The 15,070-nt window shown below is 68.5% G+C and carries 15 protein-coding genes and 4 pseudogenes; 12 read left to right on the plus strand and 7 right to left on the minus strand.

Features of this window, described 5'->3' with window-relative positions; translation table 11 throughout:
* A pseudogene (locus ACIBJF_RS47380) lies at window positions 1–135 on the minus strand (ketol-acid reductoisomerase); the annotation flags it as partial.
* A 386-nt stretch (window positions 136–521) separates the two neighbouring features.
* On the opposite strand from ACIBJF_RS47380, the gene ACIBJF_RS47385 reads away from it, so the two are divergent.
* Together ACIBJF_RS47385 and ACIBJF_RS47390 are read left to right on the plus strand one after the other, a co-directional pair.
* Window positions 522–1,286, plus strand: coding sequence for an SDR family NAD(P)-dependent oxidoreductase (locus ACIBJF_RS47385; protein ID WP_399183939.1), 765 nt, complete (start codon window positions 522–524; stop codon window positions 1,284–1,286).
* A gap of 103 nt (window positions 1,287–1,389) precedes the next feature.
* Window positions 1,390–1,548, plus strand: a pseudogene (locus tag ACIBJF_RS47390) (PIG-L family deacetylase); the annotation flags it as partial.
* Between the two features lie 217 nt (window positions 1,549–1,765).
* Here ACIBJF_RS47390 and ACIBJF_RS47395 read toward each other — a convergent pair.
* The 3 genes from ACIBJF_RS47395 to ACIBJF_RS47405 form a co-directional block, all read right to left on the minus strand.
* Window positions 1,766–2,791 carry a ferritin-like protein gene (locus ACIBJF_RS47395; protein WP_399183940.1) on the minus strand — a complete coding sequence of 342 codons (1,026 nt, stop codon included), beginning with the start codon at window positions 2,789–2,791 and terminating at the stop codon, window positions 1,766–1,768.
* Window positions 2,792–2,999: 208 nt separating this feature from the next.
* The gene (locus ACIBJF_RS47400; protein ID WP_399183941.1) at window positions 3,000–3,620 is read right to left on the minus strand and encodes a DUF5134 domain-containing protein; all 621 of its coding nucleotides are present in this window, start codon (window positions 3,618–3,620) and stop codon (window positions 3,000–3,002) included.
* 70 nt (window positions 3,621–3,690) lie between these two features.
* Window positions 3,691–4,134, minus strand: coding sequence for a cupin domain-containing protein (locus ACIBJF_RS47405; protein WP_399183943.1), 444 nt, complete (start codon window positions 4,132–4,134; stop codon window positions 3,691–3,693).
* Between the two features lie 486 nt (window positions 4,135–4,620).
* Here ACIBJF_RS47405 and ACIBJF_RS47410 point away from each other — a divergent pair, with 486 nt between their 5' ends.
* Window positions 4,621–5,121, plus strand: a complete 501-nt coding sequence (locus ACIBJF_RS47410; RefSeq protein WP_399183945.1) for an Ohr family peroxiredoxin — start codon at window positions 4,621–4,623, stop codon at window positions 5,119–5,121.
* Between the two features lie 59 nt (window positions 5,122–5,180).
* Here the strand turns inward: ACIBJF_RS47410 and ACIBJF_RS47415 are convergent, their stop codons facing one another.
* From ACIBJF_RS47415 to ACIBJF_RS47425, 3 genes are all read right to left on the minus strand, one after another.
* Window positions 5,181–6,260 carry a sensor histidine kinase gene (locus ACIBJF_RS47415; protein WP_399183947.1) on the minus strand — a complete coding sequence of 360 codons (1,080 nt, stop codon included), beginning with the start codon at window positions 6,258–6,260 and terminating at the stop codon, window positions 5,181–5,183.
* The gene (locus ACIBJF_RS47420; RefSeq protein ID WP_399183949.1) at window positions 6,253–6,954 is read right to left on the minus strand and encodes a response regulator transcription factor; all 702 of its coding nucleotides are present in this window, start codon (window positions 6,952–6,954) and stop codon (window positions 6,253–6,255) included. The genes ACIBJF_RS47415 and ACIBJF_RS47420 overlap by 8 nt, the downstream gene beginning before the upstream one ends.
* A gap of 68 nt (window positions 6,955–7,022) precedes the next feature.
* Complete coding sequence (locus tag ACIBJF_RS47425; RefSeq protein ID WP_399183951.1) at window positions 7,023–7,727, minus strand: VanZ family protein; 705 nt, start codon at window positions 7,725–7,727, stop codon at window positions 7,023–7,025.
* A gap of 363 nt (window positions 7,728–8,090) precedes the next feature.
* Here ACIBJF_RS47425 and ACIBJF_RS47430 point away from each other — a divergent pair, with 363 nt between their 5' ends.
* The 9 genes and pseudogenes from ACIBJF_RS47430 to ACIBJF_RS47470 all read left to right on the plus strand — a co-directional run.
* Entirely contained in the window at window positions 8,091–8,513 is a 423-nt protein-coding gene (locus ACIBJF_RS47430; protein WP_399183953.1) for an OsmC family protein, read from the plus strand.
* A gap of 292 nt (window positions 8,514–8,805) precedes the next feature.
* Window positions 8,806–10,506 carry an FAD-binding protein gene (locus ACIBJF_RS47435; protein ID WP_399183963.1) on the plus strand — a complete coding sequence of 567 codons (1,701 nt, stop codon included), beginning with the start codon at window positions 8,806–8,808 and terminating at the stop codon, window positions 10,504–10,506.
* 127 nt (window positions 10,507–10,633) lie between these two features.
* Window positions 10,634–11,380, plus strand: a complete 747-nt coding sequence (locus ACIBJF_RS47440; RefSeq protein WP_399183955.1) for an SDR family oxidoreductase — start codon at window positions 10,634–10,636, stop codon at window positions 11,378–11,380.
* 193 nt (window positions 11,381–11,573) lie between these two features.
* The gene (locus ACIBJF_RS47445) at window positions 11,574–12,188 is read left to right on the plus strand and encodes a YceI family protein (protein ID WP_399183956.1); all 615 of its coding nucleotides are present in this window, start codon (window positions 11,574–11,576) and stop codon (window positions 12,186–12,188) included.
* Window positions 12,185–12,361, plus strand: a complete 177-nt coding sequence (locus ACIBJF_RS47450) for a hypothetical protein (RefSeq protein WP_399183958.1) — start codon at window positions 12,185–12,187, stop codon at window positions 12,359–12,361. Before ACIBJF_RS47445 ends, ACIBJF_RS47450 begins: the two co-directional genes overlap by 4 nt.
* A 427-nt stretch (window positions 12,362–12,788) precedes the next feature.
* Entirely contained in the window at window positions 12,789–13,013 is a 225-nt protein-coding gene (locus ACIBJF_RS47455; RefSeq protein ID WP_399183959.1) for a hypothetical protein, read from the plus strand.
* A 248-nt stretch (window positions 13,014–13,261) separates the two neighbouring features.
* Entirely contained in the window at window positions 13,262–13,861 is a 600-nt protein-coding gene (locus ACIBJF_RS47460; protein WP_399183961.1) for a hypothetical protein, read from the plus strand.
* 125 nt (window positions 13,862–13,986) lie between these two features.
* Window positions 13,987–14,244 (plus strand): annotated as a pseudogene (locus ACIBJF_RS47465) (S9 family peptidase); the annotation flags it as partial.
* A gap of 309 nt (window positions 14,245–14,553) precedes the next feature.
* Window positions 14,554–14,940, plus strand: a pseudogene (locus tag ACIBJF_RS47470) (carboxymuconolactone decarboxylase family protein); the annotation flags it as partial.
* Window positions 14,941–15,070 lie beyond the last annotated feature (130 nt).

Genomic DNA, 15,070 nt, shown 5'->3' on the forward strand with positions numbered 1-15,070 from the left:
GACGCGGACGTCGACACCGGAGTCACGCAGCGACAGCGCGTGGGCGTGGCCCTGGCTGCCGTAGCCGATGACCGCGACCTTGCGGCCCTGGATGACGGACAGGTCGGCGTCAGCGTCGTAGAACAACTCGGCCATGGGAAACACCTTTTCTCGCAGTGGAAGAGGATTCCGAGGCGGCGCTGGGTGCCGAACAAGAAGGTCGAAGCGCTGCGCTTGCCGCCTGCGATGGTGGGCGAGGTTAACACTATCTCACACTCTTCCGGCGAGACCTTGTGAATGCGCACCACGGCCGACGCATACGAGCGCCATGGGGCCGAGCCCGGCGACGATGGCTGGTCCCTTGGAACGGACGCCCTGACCCGGAGGTCCAGCGTGGCGTCGTACCGCTCGGCAGTGCAGGCGCGTGCGGCGGGCGACCTGTCACACATCACGCAGGCATTCGGTCAGTCGTGTGTACCGGCAATCCGCCTGCGCGACGCCTGGCGTCGGTCAGGCCCACGAACGTCGCACAAAGGGAAACCATGTCCAGCTCAACCCCATCGCACTTCACCGACCGCGTCGCCATCGTCACGGGAGCAGGGTCGGGCATCGGCCGTGCCACGACGATCGCGCTGGCCGAGGCGGGTGCCCACGTTCTCGGCGTGGGACGCCGCGAGCAGGCCCTGCGTGAGACGGCTCGCGCTCACCGCAACATCGCGACTCTGCCACTCGACATCCGTGAGGAGGGCGCCGCCAAGGCCGTCGTGGCCGACGCCCTGGAGCGGTGGGGCCGACTCGATGTGCTCGTGAACAACGCCGGAACCACGGCCGTGATGCCTCTGGCGGAGACCGACCGGTCAGTGATCGCCGACCTCTTCGAACTCAATGTGACGGCACCGAGCATGCTCGCCCACGCGGCGCTGCCGCATCTGCGGGACTCTTCGGGTTCCATCGTCAACGTATCGAGCACGTACGGCCACCGCCCCCTGCCCGGGGGAGCCCACTATGCGGCCACCAAGGGCGCCCTGGAGCAGCTGACGCGGAGCTGGGCACTCGAGCTCGCGCCCGAAGGGGTGCGGGTGAACGCGATCGCTCCGGGACCCACCAAGACGGATGTCCTGGCCGCGGCCGGCCTCTCGCAGGATGCCATCGACGCGATGCACGACTATGAACGTGACCGCATCCCCACGGGCCGTCTCGGCGCCCCCGAGGACGTCGCGGCGTGGATCCTGCGCATCGCCGATCCCCTGGGCCGGCACATCACCGGTCAGGTGCTGACGGTCGACGGAGGACTCGAGCTGGTCTGAGCTCGGCACGATTCCGGCCCTCAGCACGCCCATTGGGCCGAGCACATCACAGCGGCGGTCCGTGTCGTCGCCGGCTCCCGCGTCAGTACGCCGTCAGCCCTGCGCAGTGACGTCGCTGCTCCGGCATCGCGCGTACATCGAGGGCCTGACCGACGAAGACCCCGAGACGTACGTGCGCCGTTTCCTGCCCGAGAGCACCAACGCTCAGAGTGCGCGGTTCGACGGAAGGCCGGCCGCGGCCTTCGAGTTCTTCAGCCGGTGACGGGGACGACGGGCTCCTGCGGATGAGGGGTCGCCGTCGATGGTCCCGTGCAGGACCGCGTCACTGAACTCCTTGAACCGGGGTGGCGCGGGTAACGCCCTCCGGGAGAGGAGGGCGCTACCCGACCGCGAACGCCGTGAAGTGCGGTTACCGGGTCAGCGGATCGTCCGGGGCGTACCCGATGCACTGACGACGCACCGGCGCCGCTCGCGCCCGCTCACCGCCGGAGCTCGGGTTCGACGTACTCGAACGTCGGTCCCGCTGTTGTGCCGTCGCCGTCGGGCATCTCCATCAGGCTCTGTGCCTGAACCTTGAGGGCATACATCGTGCCCGTCGCGGCCCCGAGCATCTTCGGATTGCCGTTGAAGGCCTCCTCCAGTTGGTGGAGGAGGACGCAGTAGGTCTTGTTGAACTCCTCCTGCGCGATGCGAACGGGACTGCCCGGACGGTGGTCCGCAAGCCTCGGATCCGGGCGCATCGGGTGGACGCCGGCGAGGTCGACCACGGCCGCTTCGCCCGTGGGACCGGACTGCGGTGTGTCACCGGGCCGGTATCGGCGGCCCAGCTTGAGTTCCTGGAAGCGGTAGTAGTGCGAGACCTCGTTGCGGTCGGGGTGGAAGATGTCCGGGTCCCCGTCCCAGACCGCACCGCGTGCCGTCCCCTCGCCCTGCTCGACGATCTCCTCCAGTGCCGCAAGCGCCGAGCCGAGGTCGGTGACGGCGGTCAAGTGCCCGCCGGAGTGGGCGAAGTGCCTTGCGGTCACCTGGCGGGCCGGATCGCCACGGAAGACCTGAGACTCGCCGAGTTCGGCGCACAGGTGGCGCAGTCCTTCCTCGATCGCGTCGTAGAACTGCCCGATCGTCTCGTAGTTGTCGCCCTCGGCCGGGGCACCGGGCAGCGCCGGCTGTTCGAGGCGGAGAAACATCTCAAGTGCCTCGGCTCCGAACGGTACGAGCGACAACTCCATGGAGGGATCACCATGGGGCAGGGTCCGGGGATGGGGCGGCAGCATGTGTGGCGCGTCCAGGACCGGCCTGCCGCCCACCGCGTTGAGGAGGTTCGCCGCCAGCGCCAGGTGGATCATCTCCTCGACGAAGACGCCGCTCACGGCCTGAACGGCGTCCGGGTTCCGCGTCGCGTCGAGCGAGTAGAGGGCGCAGAGGTAGGGCGGCAGTGTTGCGTGTTCCAGCTCGATCGCCCACTGAAGGTGCTCACGGAGACTCTCGAGAGTCGAGATCCGCACCCTCGAAGGTGCGTCGTCGACATCAAGCTGCTCTGAGTCGTTCAAGGTTTTCTCACTCACTTGAGTTCGTCGAAAAAGGGTGAGCGCGACGGTGAAGGCCGTAACCGGGAGGGCGCGCCTTCCCGTCGCCGGGAACACCGTCTGCTGTCCGGCCGTCAGCTGTGACAGACAGCAGGAGAATCTGTGACGGCTTGACCTGGTCCGGCGGTCAGGGGTGCATGAGCAGCATGACGACCGTGCCCAAGCTCATCGTTCCGTCCCAGAAATGGCCGTGCGGCACCCTCGTGTCGGTCGTGCTGCCCACGGTGTCCCGGGCTCCCCGCAGGGGAGGCATGTCGCGGGTCAGCGACCGGGGAGCAGACGTGATCAGGTACGACGCCAGCACTCCAGTGACCAGATCGCCGACCGTCGACTCCCCTGCGGAGTGCGCGAGATGCGCGGCCTGGTGTGCCTCGGGGACGCCTCGGGACCGGACTTCGTGCGACGCGTCCGCCATGGAGTGCGTCATCCAGGCCATCGCGGCCATTGCGACCGCGTGGGGCAGCCTCGATGCGGCCGCGACCGGCCTCGGTTCCTGGCCGCGGCGGACAGCGGTCAGCGGGAACCACACGGCGGCGGCCGCGAACCAGGCAGTCTGCACCTCCGGCAGCACGCGCCCCCCGCCCCACGGCATCACCGTCATGGCCAGAGCCATGACGGCGTGCAGCAGTTGGTCGATTCGGCCGCGCCATCCGAATGTCCGTAGCAGGTCACCATGCCGCAGTGCATGGAGGGCCACTGCCGCGAACAGGACCGTCAGCATGCCGTACACGACATCAGCGGCACTCATGCTCTGTTGCCTTCCACTGACCTTGGGGGCCGGGCCCGTTCGAAACCGGGTTGCGCAGGCAAGCGGCAGGTCAGCCGACGGGCCGCGGGGCGCGCAGGGGCGCGCGCTGTGCCAGTTCCTCGTCGTCGACCAGTTCGAGCATGGGCCTGCCCGGCGCGCACATCATGGTGACCACGAAGCGGGTCCGCGCGTCCGTCAGCGCGTTACCGTCCTGGTAGTGGATCACGTCACCACCCGGCTCCCAGAACGTCCCGCCGGCCTCGATCACACGCTCGGGCTCGCCCTCCAGCTCGAAGCGGACCGCGCCCTCGATGACGTACCCGAATGCCGGCCCCGAGTGACGGTGGGGTGGGGTTCCCGGATCTCCGGGCTCCCACTCGATGTGAATGGTCATCGCCGAGGCACCCTCGGGGATGGTGATCGGCGCGGCGTCCTGCAGCATCTTCGCCGCGGTCTTCCACCCCTCCGAGCGGGGCTGCTCCCCGGTCGCGTCCACTGAGTCCTTCTCCGACATCGTGTTGCACCTCCATCGTTCCACCGCGCCATGAGGGCCGGGCACGCTGTCCCCTGGACGGACAGTTCGCGTTTCCGCTCCCCACGGTCGTCTCGTAGGGATGACCGGACGCACCGTGCATCTGTGACACGGCGACTGCATCCGCCCGGGAAGCCTTCGACTACCCGCACCAGCGGATCGCCGACATCGCGCAGGCCGGCCGTCCTCGTCTCGTCCGACGGACATGCGGGAAAGCTGTGTGGCGCGCCTGTCACAAGCATGGTCGGTGGTCGGTCAACTGGCTGTCCGGAACACGGATCTTCCTCGGGACGCAAAAGTGGCAAACACTATGAGATACGGCTCAGTTGGTTCGGACGGCCCCGCCTGTGCCTCGGCGTCTCGCATCCCCTGTCGGCGTGGGGGGCCGAGACAGTCGGACACCGGCCTTCCACCGGCTGTGCCGGCCCCGCAGCCGCCCGTCTGCTGCGACGTCGATGGAGACATGCGGTGACCGAGAGGATTCCGTTGCCCCAACTGTCCACCGGCAAGGGCTTCGACGCACGGTCCATCTCCCCCATCTACGCCACGACGGTGACGGTGCGAGGGGGCAGAGCGGGTCACGCACGGGTCTCGGGCAGGGCGTCCTCGGCCGACGGAGTCCTGGACCTCGACCTGCGCATGCCCGCTGAACTGGGAGGGGACGGCGGGGGCACGAACCCCGAGCAGTTGTTCGCCGCCGGCTTCGCCGCCTGCTTCCACGGAACGCTGAGCGTGGTGACACGACAGGCCGGGCTCGATCCGGCCGCGATCACCGTGGAGGCCACTGTCGGGTTCGGGCGGGTTCCGGGCGGCGACGGCGGCTACGTTTTGTGCGTCGACCTGGTCGTCAAGTGGCCGGACATCGATCCCGAGGTCGCCGGCCCACTCCTGGAGAAGGCCGATTCGCTGTGCCCTTACGCGAGGATGGTCTCGCACGGAACGCCGGCCACGGTCACGCTGCTTCCCTAACAGGTCGTCCTGCCTTTCAACGTGGGTCTAATCCGGTGGGCCCCGCTGGGGGACTTTGCCTACGGCGTGCCGGGAAGCCGGACCGTGACGAGCAGACCGCCGGCGGGGCGGGGGACGAGGTCGAGGGTTCCGTCGTGGGCGCGGACGATGCTGTGCACGATGGCCAGGCCGAGGCCGACGCCGGCGTGGTCGTCGGTGCGTACGCGTTCCGTTCCGCGCTGGAAGGGTTCGGTGAGGGTCGGTACCAGGTCCGGTGGGAGCCGACGGCCCGTGTTCTCGACCCGCAGCACGCTCGTGTCGCCGCACGCCTCGGTGTGGACCGTCACGGTTCCGCCGGCGGGGAGGTTGTGGACGATGGCGTTCTGGACGAGGTTCGTCACCATCCGCAGCAGGAGCTCCGCGGAGCCGCTGGTCTGGGCCTCCCCTCCGGTGACGTCGAGGGTGATCCGGCGCTGTTCGGCGAGGGGAAGCAGCGTTTCGGCGGCCTCTTCGGCGATGAGGGAGAGGTCGACCCTCTCGCGGGTGAAGTTTCCGCGGGCGCCGCGGCTGAGCAGCAGGAGGGCTTCCGTGAGGTCGATCGCCCGCGTATTGACAGCGTGCAGGCGTTCGATGAGTTCGCCCCGGTCCCGCGTGGGGTCCTTGCGGACGACGTCGAGGAGCGTCCGCGAGATCGCCAGCGGGGTGCGCAGTTCGTGGGAGGCGTTGGCGGCGAACCTCTGCTGCTCGGCGACGTGGGACTCAAGTTGTACGAGCATCGAGTCGAACGCGTCGGACAGTTCACGGAACTCGTCCCGGCGGCCCTGCATGTGGATCCGGTGGGACAGCGACCCGTTCCCGGCCATCCGTGCCGCATCCGTGATCTGTGTGAGTGGTGCGAGCATCCGGCCGGCGAGGATCCACCCCCCGGCGAGGCCGAACACGAGCAGGAAGCCCATCGCCACGGCCGCGGCGGGGACGAAGGTGTGCACAAGGAGGTAGCGGTTGGGCGCGATCCCGAGAAGGCCCTTGGGGCTGTCGGGTACGTAGCGCAGGATGAACAACCACACCACGGCCACCAGGAGAGCGCCGGCGACGGCGAGGAATCCGGCGTAGCTGAGGGTGAGTTTCAGCCGGGCGCTGAGCCCTGGGCGTCTACGCATGCGTGCTGCCGGGGGCGGTGGTGTCCGTGTCCGTACCGGTGTCGATGCGGTAGCCGACGCCGGGCACCGTGGCGATGATCCATGGTTCGCCGAGCCGTTTGCGCAGTGCGGAGACGGTGATGCGCACGGCGTTGGTGAGGGGGTCGGCGTTCGCGTCCCAGGCCCGTTCCAGCAGTTCTTCGGCGCTGACGACCCCGCCCTCGGCGGCGACGAGGACTTCCAGCACGGCGAACTGTTTGCGGGTGAGTGCGACATAGCGTCCGTCGCGGAAGACCTCCCGGCGGAAGGGGTCGACCCGCAGGCCCGCGATCTCGCGGACCGGGGGCCGGGCATACGCGCGTCTGCGGTCGAGCGCCCTCAGCCGCAGGACGAGCTCCCGCAGCTCGAACGGTTTGGTGAGGTAGTCGTCGGCGCCGAGCTCGAACCCGGAAGCCTTGTCGTCGATCCGGTCGGCAGCCGTGAGCATCAGGATCGGGATGCCGCTGCCGGAGGCGACGATGCGCCGGGCGACCTCGTCGCCGGAGGGGCCGGGGATGTCGCGGTCGAGGACCGCGAGGTCGTAGGAGTTGACGCTGAGCAGTTCCAGGGCGGAGTCACCGTCGCCCGCGATGTCGGCGGCGATGGCCTCCAGCCGCAGACCGTCACGAACGGCTTCGGCCAGGTACGGCTCGTCCTCCACGATCAGTACGCGCATGTCCGAAGCCTAAGCAACACAACATATCGCCGACGTATGCAAAGACCTGTGCAGACCGGACACGCGACTCAGCGTGCCGGTGCCGGCACGGGGCGAGGCTCGTCCGACGGCGCATCCGCCGTGGTGCGCCACCAGCGGCGCGACGCCAGCCCGGCCAGCACGGCGCCCGTGGCGTTGACCAGTACGTCGTCCACGGAGGACACGCGGTCCAGCCACAGGACGTACTGTGCGGTTTCGACCAGGACCGAGCAGCCCGCCCCGAGCGCCAGGATCCGCGGCACGGACGCCAGCGCCGCGAACCGCATCGGGGCGAAGAACCCCAGCGACGCGAAGATCAGCAAGTTGCCGGCGATCCCGAGCGGGCCCATCGTGAGCAGGTCCCGCAGCGGTATCAGGCTCACCCGGCCGGGGACGGTGCCGGCCCCGGCGCCCGGCATCATGGTCAGCCATACGAACGGCACCGTCCCGTGGACCATGCCCACCTCGGCCAGCGACATCCGCCACGCCGATGCGGCGCCGGCGGCACGCCGACGGCGCGCCAGAACCCACACCACCAGCGCGGACAACGGCAGCGCGACCAACATGATGAGCACCACACCGTTGAACGTGTCGAAGCAGCCGTGCCACCGCCCGGCCATGCACATCGGAGCGGACATCATGAGTGGCCGTCGCACGACGTACACGGCGCTCGCCATGCCGAGGATCGCCAGGCTGACGAGCACGATCCTGCGCGCGCGGCGTGGCGGTGCTGACAGGGATGCGTTGTGGTTCATGCCCCCATTGGAGACGGAGGGCCGTTGCGGTGGCGTATCCGGTTTTCGATACGCCCGCGATACACGGCATCCCCGCATCAAGTGTTCGGACCGACGGTGGACGGGCGCCGAGGGGGAATCCTCTCGCCGCCGGGCAGTCCGAGACCGTAGATCCCCCGCGTTCTGCCTGTCCGCCATCAGGCGTGCGACCGCGACGATGTGACCAGGCGGCGACGCGCTGTGGGACTGGCTGTGTCACATGTGAGACGGCCGCGCTGTCTTATGGGCAACGGGACAAGTCCCGGTGTTCCGATGCCGCACCGCGCCCCCTTGACGATCAACGGCCGTGCGCCGTACGGGGCGTCCTGCCCGAGGGGAAGACGGATGAATACCCGCATCGTGTCCATCAGTGAAGGTCCACGACTCGCCCGCTCCATCGCGGTCGGCCCGCACGTGCTGGCCGCGGACGAGCCTCAGCCCATCAGCACCGATACGGGACCCACGCCTGGGGAACTGCTCCTGGCCGCGCTGGGGTCCTGCACCTCCATGGCCGTCCGGGCCTTTGCGGACCGGCACGGTTGGCCGCTCGACCACGTCGATGTGACGGTGCGCTTCGATCGGCGTGGGCAGATCGTCAAGGAGGTCCGCTTGACGGGTGATCTGGAGCCCGACCGTGTGGAGCAACTGCTGACAGTCGCCCGGCGCTGTCCCGTGCAGCGCCTCCTGACCCGGACGGCCTCGGTGGTGACGGTACCCACGCTCGTCGCGAAGTCCCAGGCGCCCGCCGACCCGTCACCGCCGCGATGAAACACCCAGGACCGGACTTCCCCGCCGGAGGCCCGGCGCGGCTGCATCCACCAGGTTCAACTGCACATCCCCTCCCCCACCTGCTCCCGCAGGCGCAAAGGGTCACGCGGACCCGGTGGCGTCTACGACTCGCCACGCGTGCAGTTCCGACGTCATCGACCCGACCGCTCCCTCATCACGTCCAGGGCGGAGGCCAAGGTGTCACAGATGTCAGGACTTCCCTGTCGTAGTGGATGACAGACCCTGGCGATCGGAGTAGACCGTGGCAATCCCCGAACGACGTATTTCCACCATGGTGCTGGTCATCGGCACCGGAGGTGCCGGGCTGCGCGCGGCGATCGAACTGGCGGAGGCCGGAGTCGACGTCCTCGCGGTCGGCAAGCGCGCCAAGGAGGACGCTCATACGGCCCTGGCGGCCGGTGGCATCAACGCGGCCCTGGCCACCATGGATGCCGAGGACACCTGGCAGCAGCACGCGGCCGACACGCTCAAGGAGAGCTATCTGCTGGCCGACCCTCGGACCGTCGAGATCGTCACCCGGGGCGCCGCCCAGGGCATCGGCGACCTGGAACGTTACGGTATGGCCTTCGCCAGGGAAGAGGACGGCCGGATTTCCCAGCGCTTCTTCGGCGCACACAAGTTCCGGCGTACCGCCTTCGCCGGCGACTACACCGGGCTGGAGATCCAGCGCACGCTCATCAGGCGTGCGGGCCAGCTCGACATCCCCGTGCTCGACGGTGTCTACATCACCCGGCTTCTGGTGCACGACGGCGCTGTCTTCGGTGCCTACGGCTTCGATCTCGCAAAGGGAACGCGCTACCTGATCCACGCCGATGCCGTCATCCTCGCCGCGGGCGGCCACACCCGCATCTGGCGGCGAACGTCCTCGCGCCGTGACGAGAACACCGGCGACTCCTTCCGCCTGGCCGTGGAGGCCGGGGCCCGGCTGCGCGACCCCGAGCTGGTCCAGTTCCATCCTTCCGGGATCATCGAGCCGGAGCACGCGGCGGGCACTCTGGTCAGTGAGGCGGCCCGGGGCGAGGGCGGAATCCTGCGCAACGCGCTCGGGGAGCGGTTCATGAGCCGCTACGACCCCGACCGCATGGAGCTGTCCACCCGCGACCGCGTGGCGCTGGCCTCCTACACGGAGATCCAGGAGGGGCGGGGAACGCCGCACGGGGGCGTGTGGCTCGACGTCTCGCATCTGCCACGGCAGACGATCATGACGCGGCTGCCCCGTGTCTACCAGACCCTGATGGATCTGCAAATGCTGGACATCACCCGGGAGCCGATCGAGATCGCGCCCACCGCGCACTACTCGATGGGCGGTGTGTGGGTGCGCCCCGAAGACCACAGCACCGACGTGCGTGGGCTGTATGCCATCGGCGAGGCGTCCAGCGGGCTGCACGGCGCCAACCGGCTCGGCGGGAACAGTCTCATCGAGCTCCTGGTGTTCGGCCGGCTCACCGGTCAGGCGGCTGCCGCCTACTCGCAGTCCCTCACCGCGCAGCCGCGGTCGGCGTCGGCGATCGCCCAAGCCCGCGAGGAGGTCGACCAACTCCTCGCGGCCGACGGTCCGGAGAACGTCCGCGCCCTGCAACGTGCCGTCCGCGACATCATGACCGCATACGCGGGTGTCGTACGCAGAGAAGAGGGCCTGCGTGCCGGGCTGGCGGAACTCACGGTGATCGAGAAGCGGATGGAGGACGTCGGCGTACACCCGGACATCGCCGGCTATCAGGACCTCGCACATGCCTTTGATCTCAAGTCCGCGACGCTGGCGGCCCGGGCCACTCTCGAAGCGGCGCTGGAGCGTCGCGAGACCCGCGGCTGTCACAACCGCAGCGACTACCCCGACCTGGATCCCGCTCTGCAGGTCAATCTGGTGTGGTCGCCGACGACCGGTATCACCCGCGAGAGCATTCCGGCCGTCCCGGCCGAGATCGCCTCTTTGATGGAAGAGGTCTCGACCGAAGGGAAACTGGCCGAGTAGGCACTCCTGTCACAACGAGGGTCCCTGTCCTGTCTTTCTCAATAAGGGCGCATTCGCACGGTGCCGGCGCGTAGTTCACCGTACGAAGCGAGCGCCGCACCCTGAAATTCTCTGAGAGGTATCCGCTATGAAGGTCGTAGTGATCGGTGGAACCGGGCTGATCGGCTCGAAGGTCGTTGCCAGGCTGGGCGAGCACGGTCACGAGGCGGTGGCCGCCGCGCCCAACACCGGCGTCAACACTCTGACGGGCGAGGGTCTGGCAGAGGTCCTGAAGGGCGCTTCGGTGGTGATCGACGTGTCCAACTCGCCGTCGTTCGAGGACGAGGCCGTCATGGACTTCTTCCGCACGTCCACGACCAACCTGCTGAAGGCGGAGACCGAGGCCGGCGTGAGGCACCACGTGGCGTTGTCCGTGGTCGGCACCGAACGCCTGCAGGACAGTGGGTACTTCCGCGCCAAGCAGACCCAGGAAGAGCTGATCAAGGCGTCCGGCATCCCCTACTCCATCGTCCACGCCACCCAGTTCTTCGAGTTCATGAAGGCCATCGCCGCCGCGGCCACCGAGGGCGACACCGTGCGTCTGGCCCCTGTGAAGATCCAGCCTGTGAGCTCCGACGACGTGGCCGCGACCGTCGGCCGCACGGCGGTGGGCAAGCCGATCAATGGTGTGGTGGAGGTCGCGGGCCCCGACGAGTTCCGGCTCGACCAGCTCATCGGCAAGGAACTGGCCGCCGAGAACGACCGCCGTACGGTGGTGACGGACGTCCACGCCCCGTACTTCGGTGCCGAGCTGAAGGAGACCACGCTTGTGCCGGCTCCGGGCGCGCACATCGGCGAGGCCCGGTTGTCCGACTGGCTCGCGCAGCAGCAGTGAGCCCCCTGGGAGTGGCCTCTGCCGGCCGGCCACCCCCCGCACTCCGGCCGCATCGTCCTCCTCGGGTCCGGGCGTCGGCATTCACGACCGACGCCACAGCACTCGATCAGCAGCCTTTTCTCTCCACTGGACGCACGCAATGGGCCGAAGTCCGCCTCCTACCACGATCGGCATGAGAAGGAACCGGCCCGCCATGTTCCGCCGTAAGGAATCCCTTATTTTCGACGCCGTTCCCTATATCGGGCCGAGCGGCTTCTACCTCATCGACCCGGTCCACAGCACGATCGGCTTCTACGTCAGGCACGCCGTGAAGTCCGACGTCCGAGGAGAATTCACCGCCTTCGAAGGACTCATCAAGCTCGGCAGGGTTCGTGCTGCCGGGTCCGAGGCTCATGTCAGCGTCCAGACCGGCAGCGTGGACACGGGATCGCCGGAGCGGGACGCGTGGCTCACCGGACCGGACTTCCTCGACTCGGCGACGTTCCCGCTGATGAGTTTCCGCTCCACCGGGATCATCGATGCGGGTGACGATCGATCCCGTATGGCGGGCTACCTCCGGACCAAGGACGTCGAACTACCCGTCCACGTCGACCTGGAGTTCCGCGGAACGAGCCGGGACCCCAACGGCGACAACCGTGTCGAGTTTCGCGGCACAGCCACCCTCCAGCCCGCCGAATGGGGACTCGACGGCAACCCTGGCCCGGCGACGAGCGGGGTCCTGCTCGGCGGCAAGGTGGAGCTACTCCTCGACATATCCGCCGTACGACGCAATCGAACTCACCGGTCTCCGTCACACAGAGGCACATGATGAGTCAAGCCGCCGAGAACCGAGTCGGCATCGCTGCCACAGTCGTGTCGCTGGCCGCCGAGGCCGCCGAGCTTCAGACCCGTGTCATCGAGCTGCGCCAAGAGCTCGCTGACCTCACCGAGCGGATGCGTGTCATCTCCGCTGCCCTGCACGAGTTCCGCCCGGCCCAGTAGGGCGTCTTCCCCGGCCTGGACATCAGCGAGGACGAGGACACATCGCCACACTCCGCGAGGCCTTCCAGAAGTTCCAGACCGATCGCGGCACTGCGCTCATCGCGGTCGACCAGTCGGCCGCCAGCCGCGCCCTGCGGCTCGACGCGACCGCCCGCGGCACGGGCTACCCAGTGGCCTGACCTTCCAGACCGACGATCTGGTGGATCACCGGTCTCTCTCCCCCGTAAAGGCCGCCTCAGTGCGGCCGACCGGCGTGCACGGCATGTCTGTCACAGCGGCCTGGTCTGTCCGGTCAATGCGGCGAGGTCCTGCGCGCCCCCGCCCGGGCCCTCGGTGCGGGGAAGGGGGGCCCGCCGATGCTCCCTTCGCCGTCCACTCACGCTCCGGTTTCCTACGACCAGCGGCTCGAGCCGCAGAAAGACGCGTGATGCCCCGAGACCCCGACGAGTGCTCCCACCTTGCCGCAGCCGGCGTGTCGCTGGCAGCCGAGGCCGCGCTGCTCGAGGCCCACCTGCGCATACTTCAAGAGGCGATTGACAGCGTCGACGAGCGCATCACCGTCGTCGCCGAGACGCTGCACCGTTTGAGACCCGCATGGCCGCCGTGCGCCGAGGCTCCGGACGGCGGGGAACACTGCGGGTCATCCGGCTGAGAGGGCACCGCAGGGGAAGGTGATCAGGTCATCGACGACCACCGTGTGTCGCGGTCCGTTGTGTCAGTGGGCAAACAGTGGCAATAATCAAGGGGAGGTCGACCTACCCTGTTTCTTCGGTTCCCATCATCACGGGGTCGATGAGACCGCTGCATATGATGTCAGGGGATACCCGTTTCCGCGTCCGGGCCGGGCGCCACCGCAGGTCAGCCCGGAGCGGCAGGAAGGGTTGAGGACGAGAGGAACACATGGTCTCCGGAACCCACGCGGCGCATGACATCGAGGTCACCGCCGAGAGCCTCCAGGCCGAGTTGGAACGCCTGCAGATCCAGAAGCAGGCACTGGAAAGGGAGCTGGCCGCTGTCGTGGCGCATCTCGGCTCGGTGCAGCGGGCCCTCAGCACCCTTGAGACCCTGATGCTCACCCCGGCCGGCGAGGCGCGCCCGGCGGTCGGTACCGCGGCCGCGGAACCTGCCGAGGCTGCCGCACCGGTCACCCGGCAGACACGCGCTGCCTCCCCCGAGCCGGCCGACGCGACCGTGACGTCAGGGGGCGTGGCCCAGGCCCAGCCGACGAAGCCCGGCAAAGGCACGCAACGCCACACCGCGGTCGGCGCCGACACCGACGGACAGAAGAAGTACGGCATGCTCACCGAACAGATCATGGAGTACTTCGCCGCAGCCGGCGATGCCGACGTCCGGGCCCGCGATGTCGCGGCGGCTCTGGGGCGTGACTCCGACAGCGGAAGCATCAACGCGGTCCGCAGCACGCTCGACCGCCTTGTCGGCGCATCGCGTATCCGGCGAACCGGCCGAGGCCTCTACCGCGCCAAGCGCTCCGCTTCCTAGGCGCATCCCCAGTCCCAGTCCCAGTCCCAGTCCCAGTCCCAGTCCCACCGATCTCATCGAGCAGAACCGCATGAGTGCCACCGGCCCATGCCGTGAACTGCCGTTCCCCGTCAAGAGCGTGCACGGTGGGGACGACAGCGCCCTTCGGCTCATGGCGCTCCCCCATCAGCAGCACGACCGCCACGGCAGGGCTGGCCGCCGGGCAGATCGCGGCACCGACGTACGTGGGCCTGGTCGGTGACGAGGTGTGGTGGGTCGAACCACGTCCCGAGGAGGACGGCCGGACAGCGCTCATGCGCCGGCGTGCGGACGGTTCGACGGAGTCGCTGCTGGTTGCCCCCTGGGATGTGCGCAGCCGGGTCATCGACTACGGCGGCCGCCCTGGGCCGCCGCGTGTCTCTCGCTGCGGGAGGAACGCACGACTTCCAGCCGCACTACCTGGACTCGCTGAGTCGACGCTGAGGACCTGCCTGGAGACCGAACTCCACTTCTGCGCCGATGTGTTCGGCTTCGCCGTGACCTGAGAGTCCGCAGCCGGGCGGGAAATGGTCCCGGGCGCCACCGTCGGGGGATCGTGTGGCGCCCGGAACACTGTGATGAGCCTATCAAACCTTTTGTTTTCCGCGCCTGTCGCACGGCCAGGCGCCTGATGCGCACGTAACACCGTGTGAATATTTTTTCACCATGTCTTGATGAGCTCTCGCTCGTTGCCACAGCATCTGAGCTGTGAACGGATCCTACGAGGCAGCCCACAATCGCGGCTGCCGGCCGCGACGCAGGAGCTGGTGGCATTGCGCGTGAGCCAGATCAACGGCTGCGCCGTCTGCATCGACATGCACACGAAGGAGGCTGCCGCGGCCGGTGAGACCTCGGTGCGGCTGAACCTGGTGGCGGCGTGGCGGGAGGCCACGGTCTTCACCGAGGCCGAGCGTGCCGCGCTGGAGCTGGCGGAGGAGGGGACCCGGGTCGCGGACGCGGCCGATGGGGTCAGCGATGAAGTGTGGGCGCACGCCGCCGAGCACTACGACGAGGAGCAGCTCACCGCCCTGGTGATCCTGGTCTCCTTCATGAACTCGTTGAAGGCTCCCCTCCCTGAAGGGAGGGGGATGCGTCACCCTCCAGGGCTGAGCGGGGATTTACGGCTCAGGCCGCCACCGGAGCCGGCGGCTCAGGTGGTCTTACGCCCTCGGCACCGTCCGGGTTCCAACC

This window comes from Streptomyces sp. NPDC050743, from assembly GCF_044456925.1.
Classification (GTDB): Bacteria; Actinomycetota; Actinomycetes; order Streptomycetales; family Streptomycetaceae; genus Streptomyces.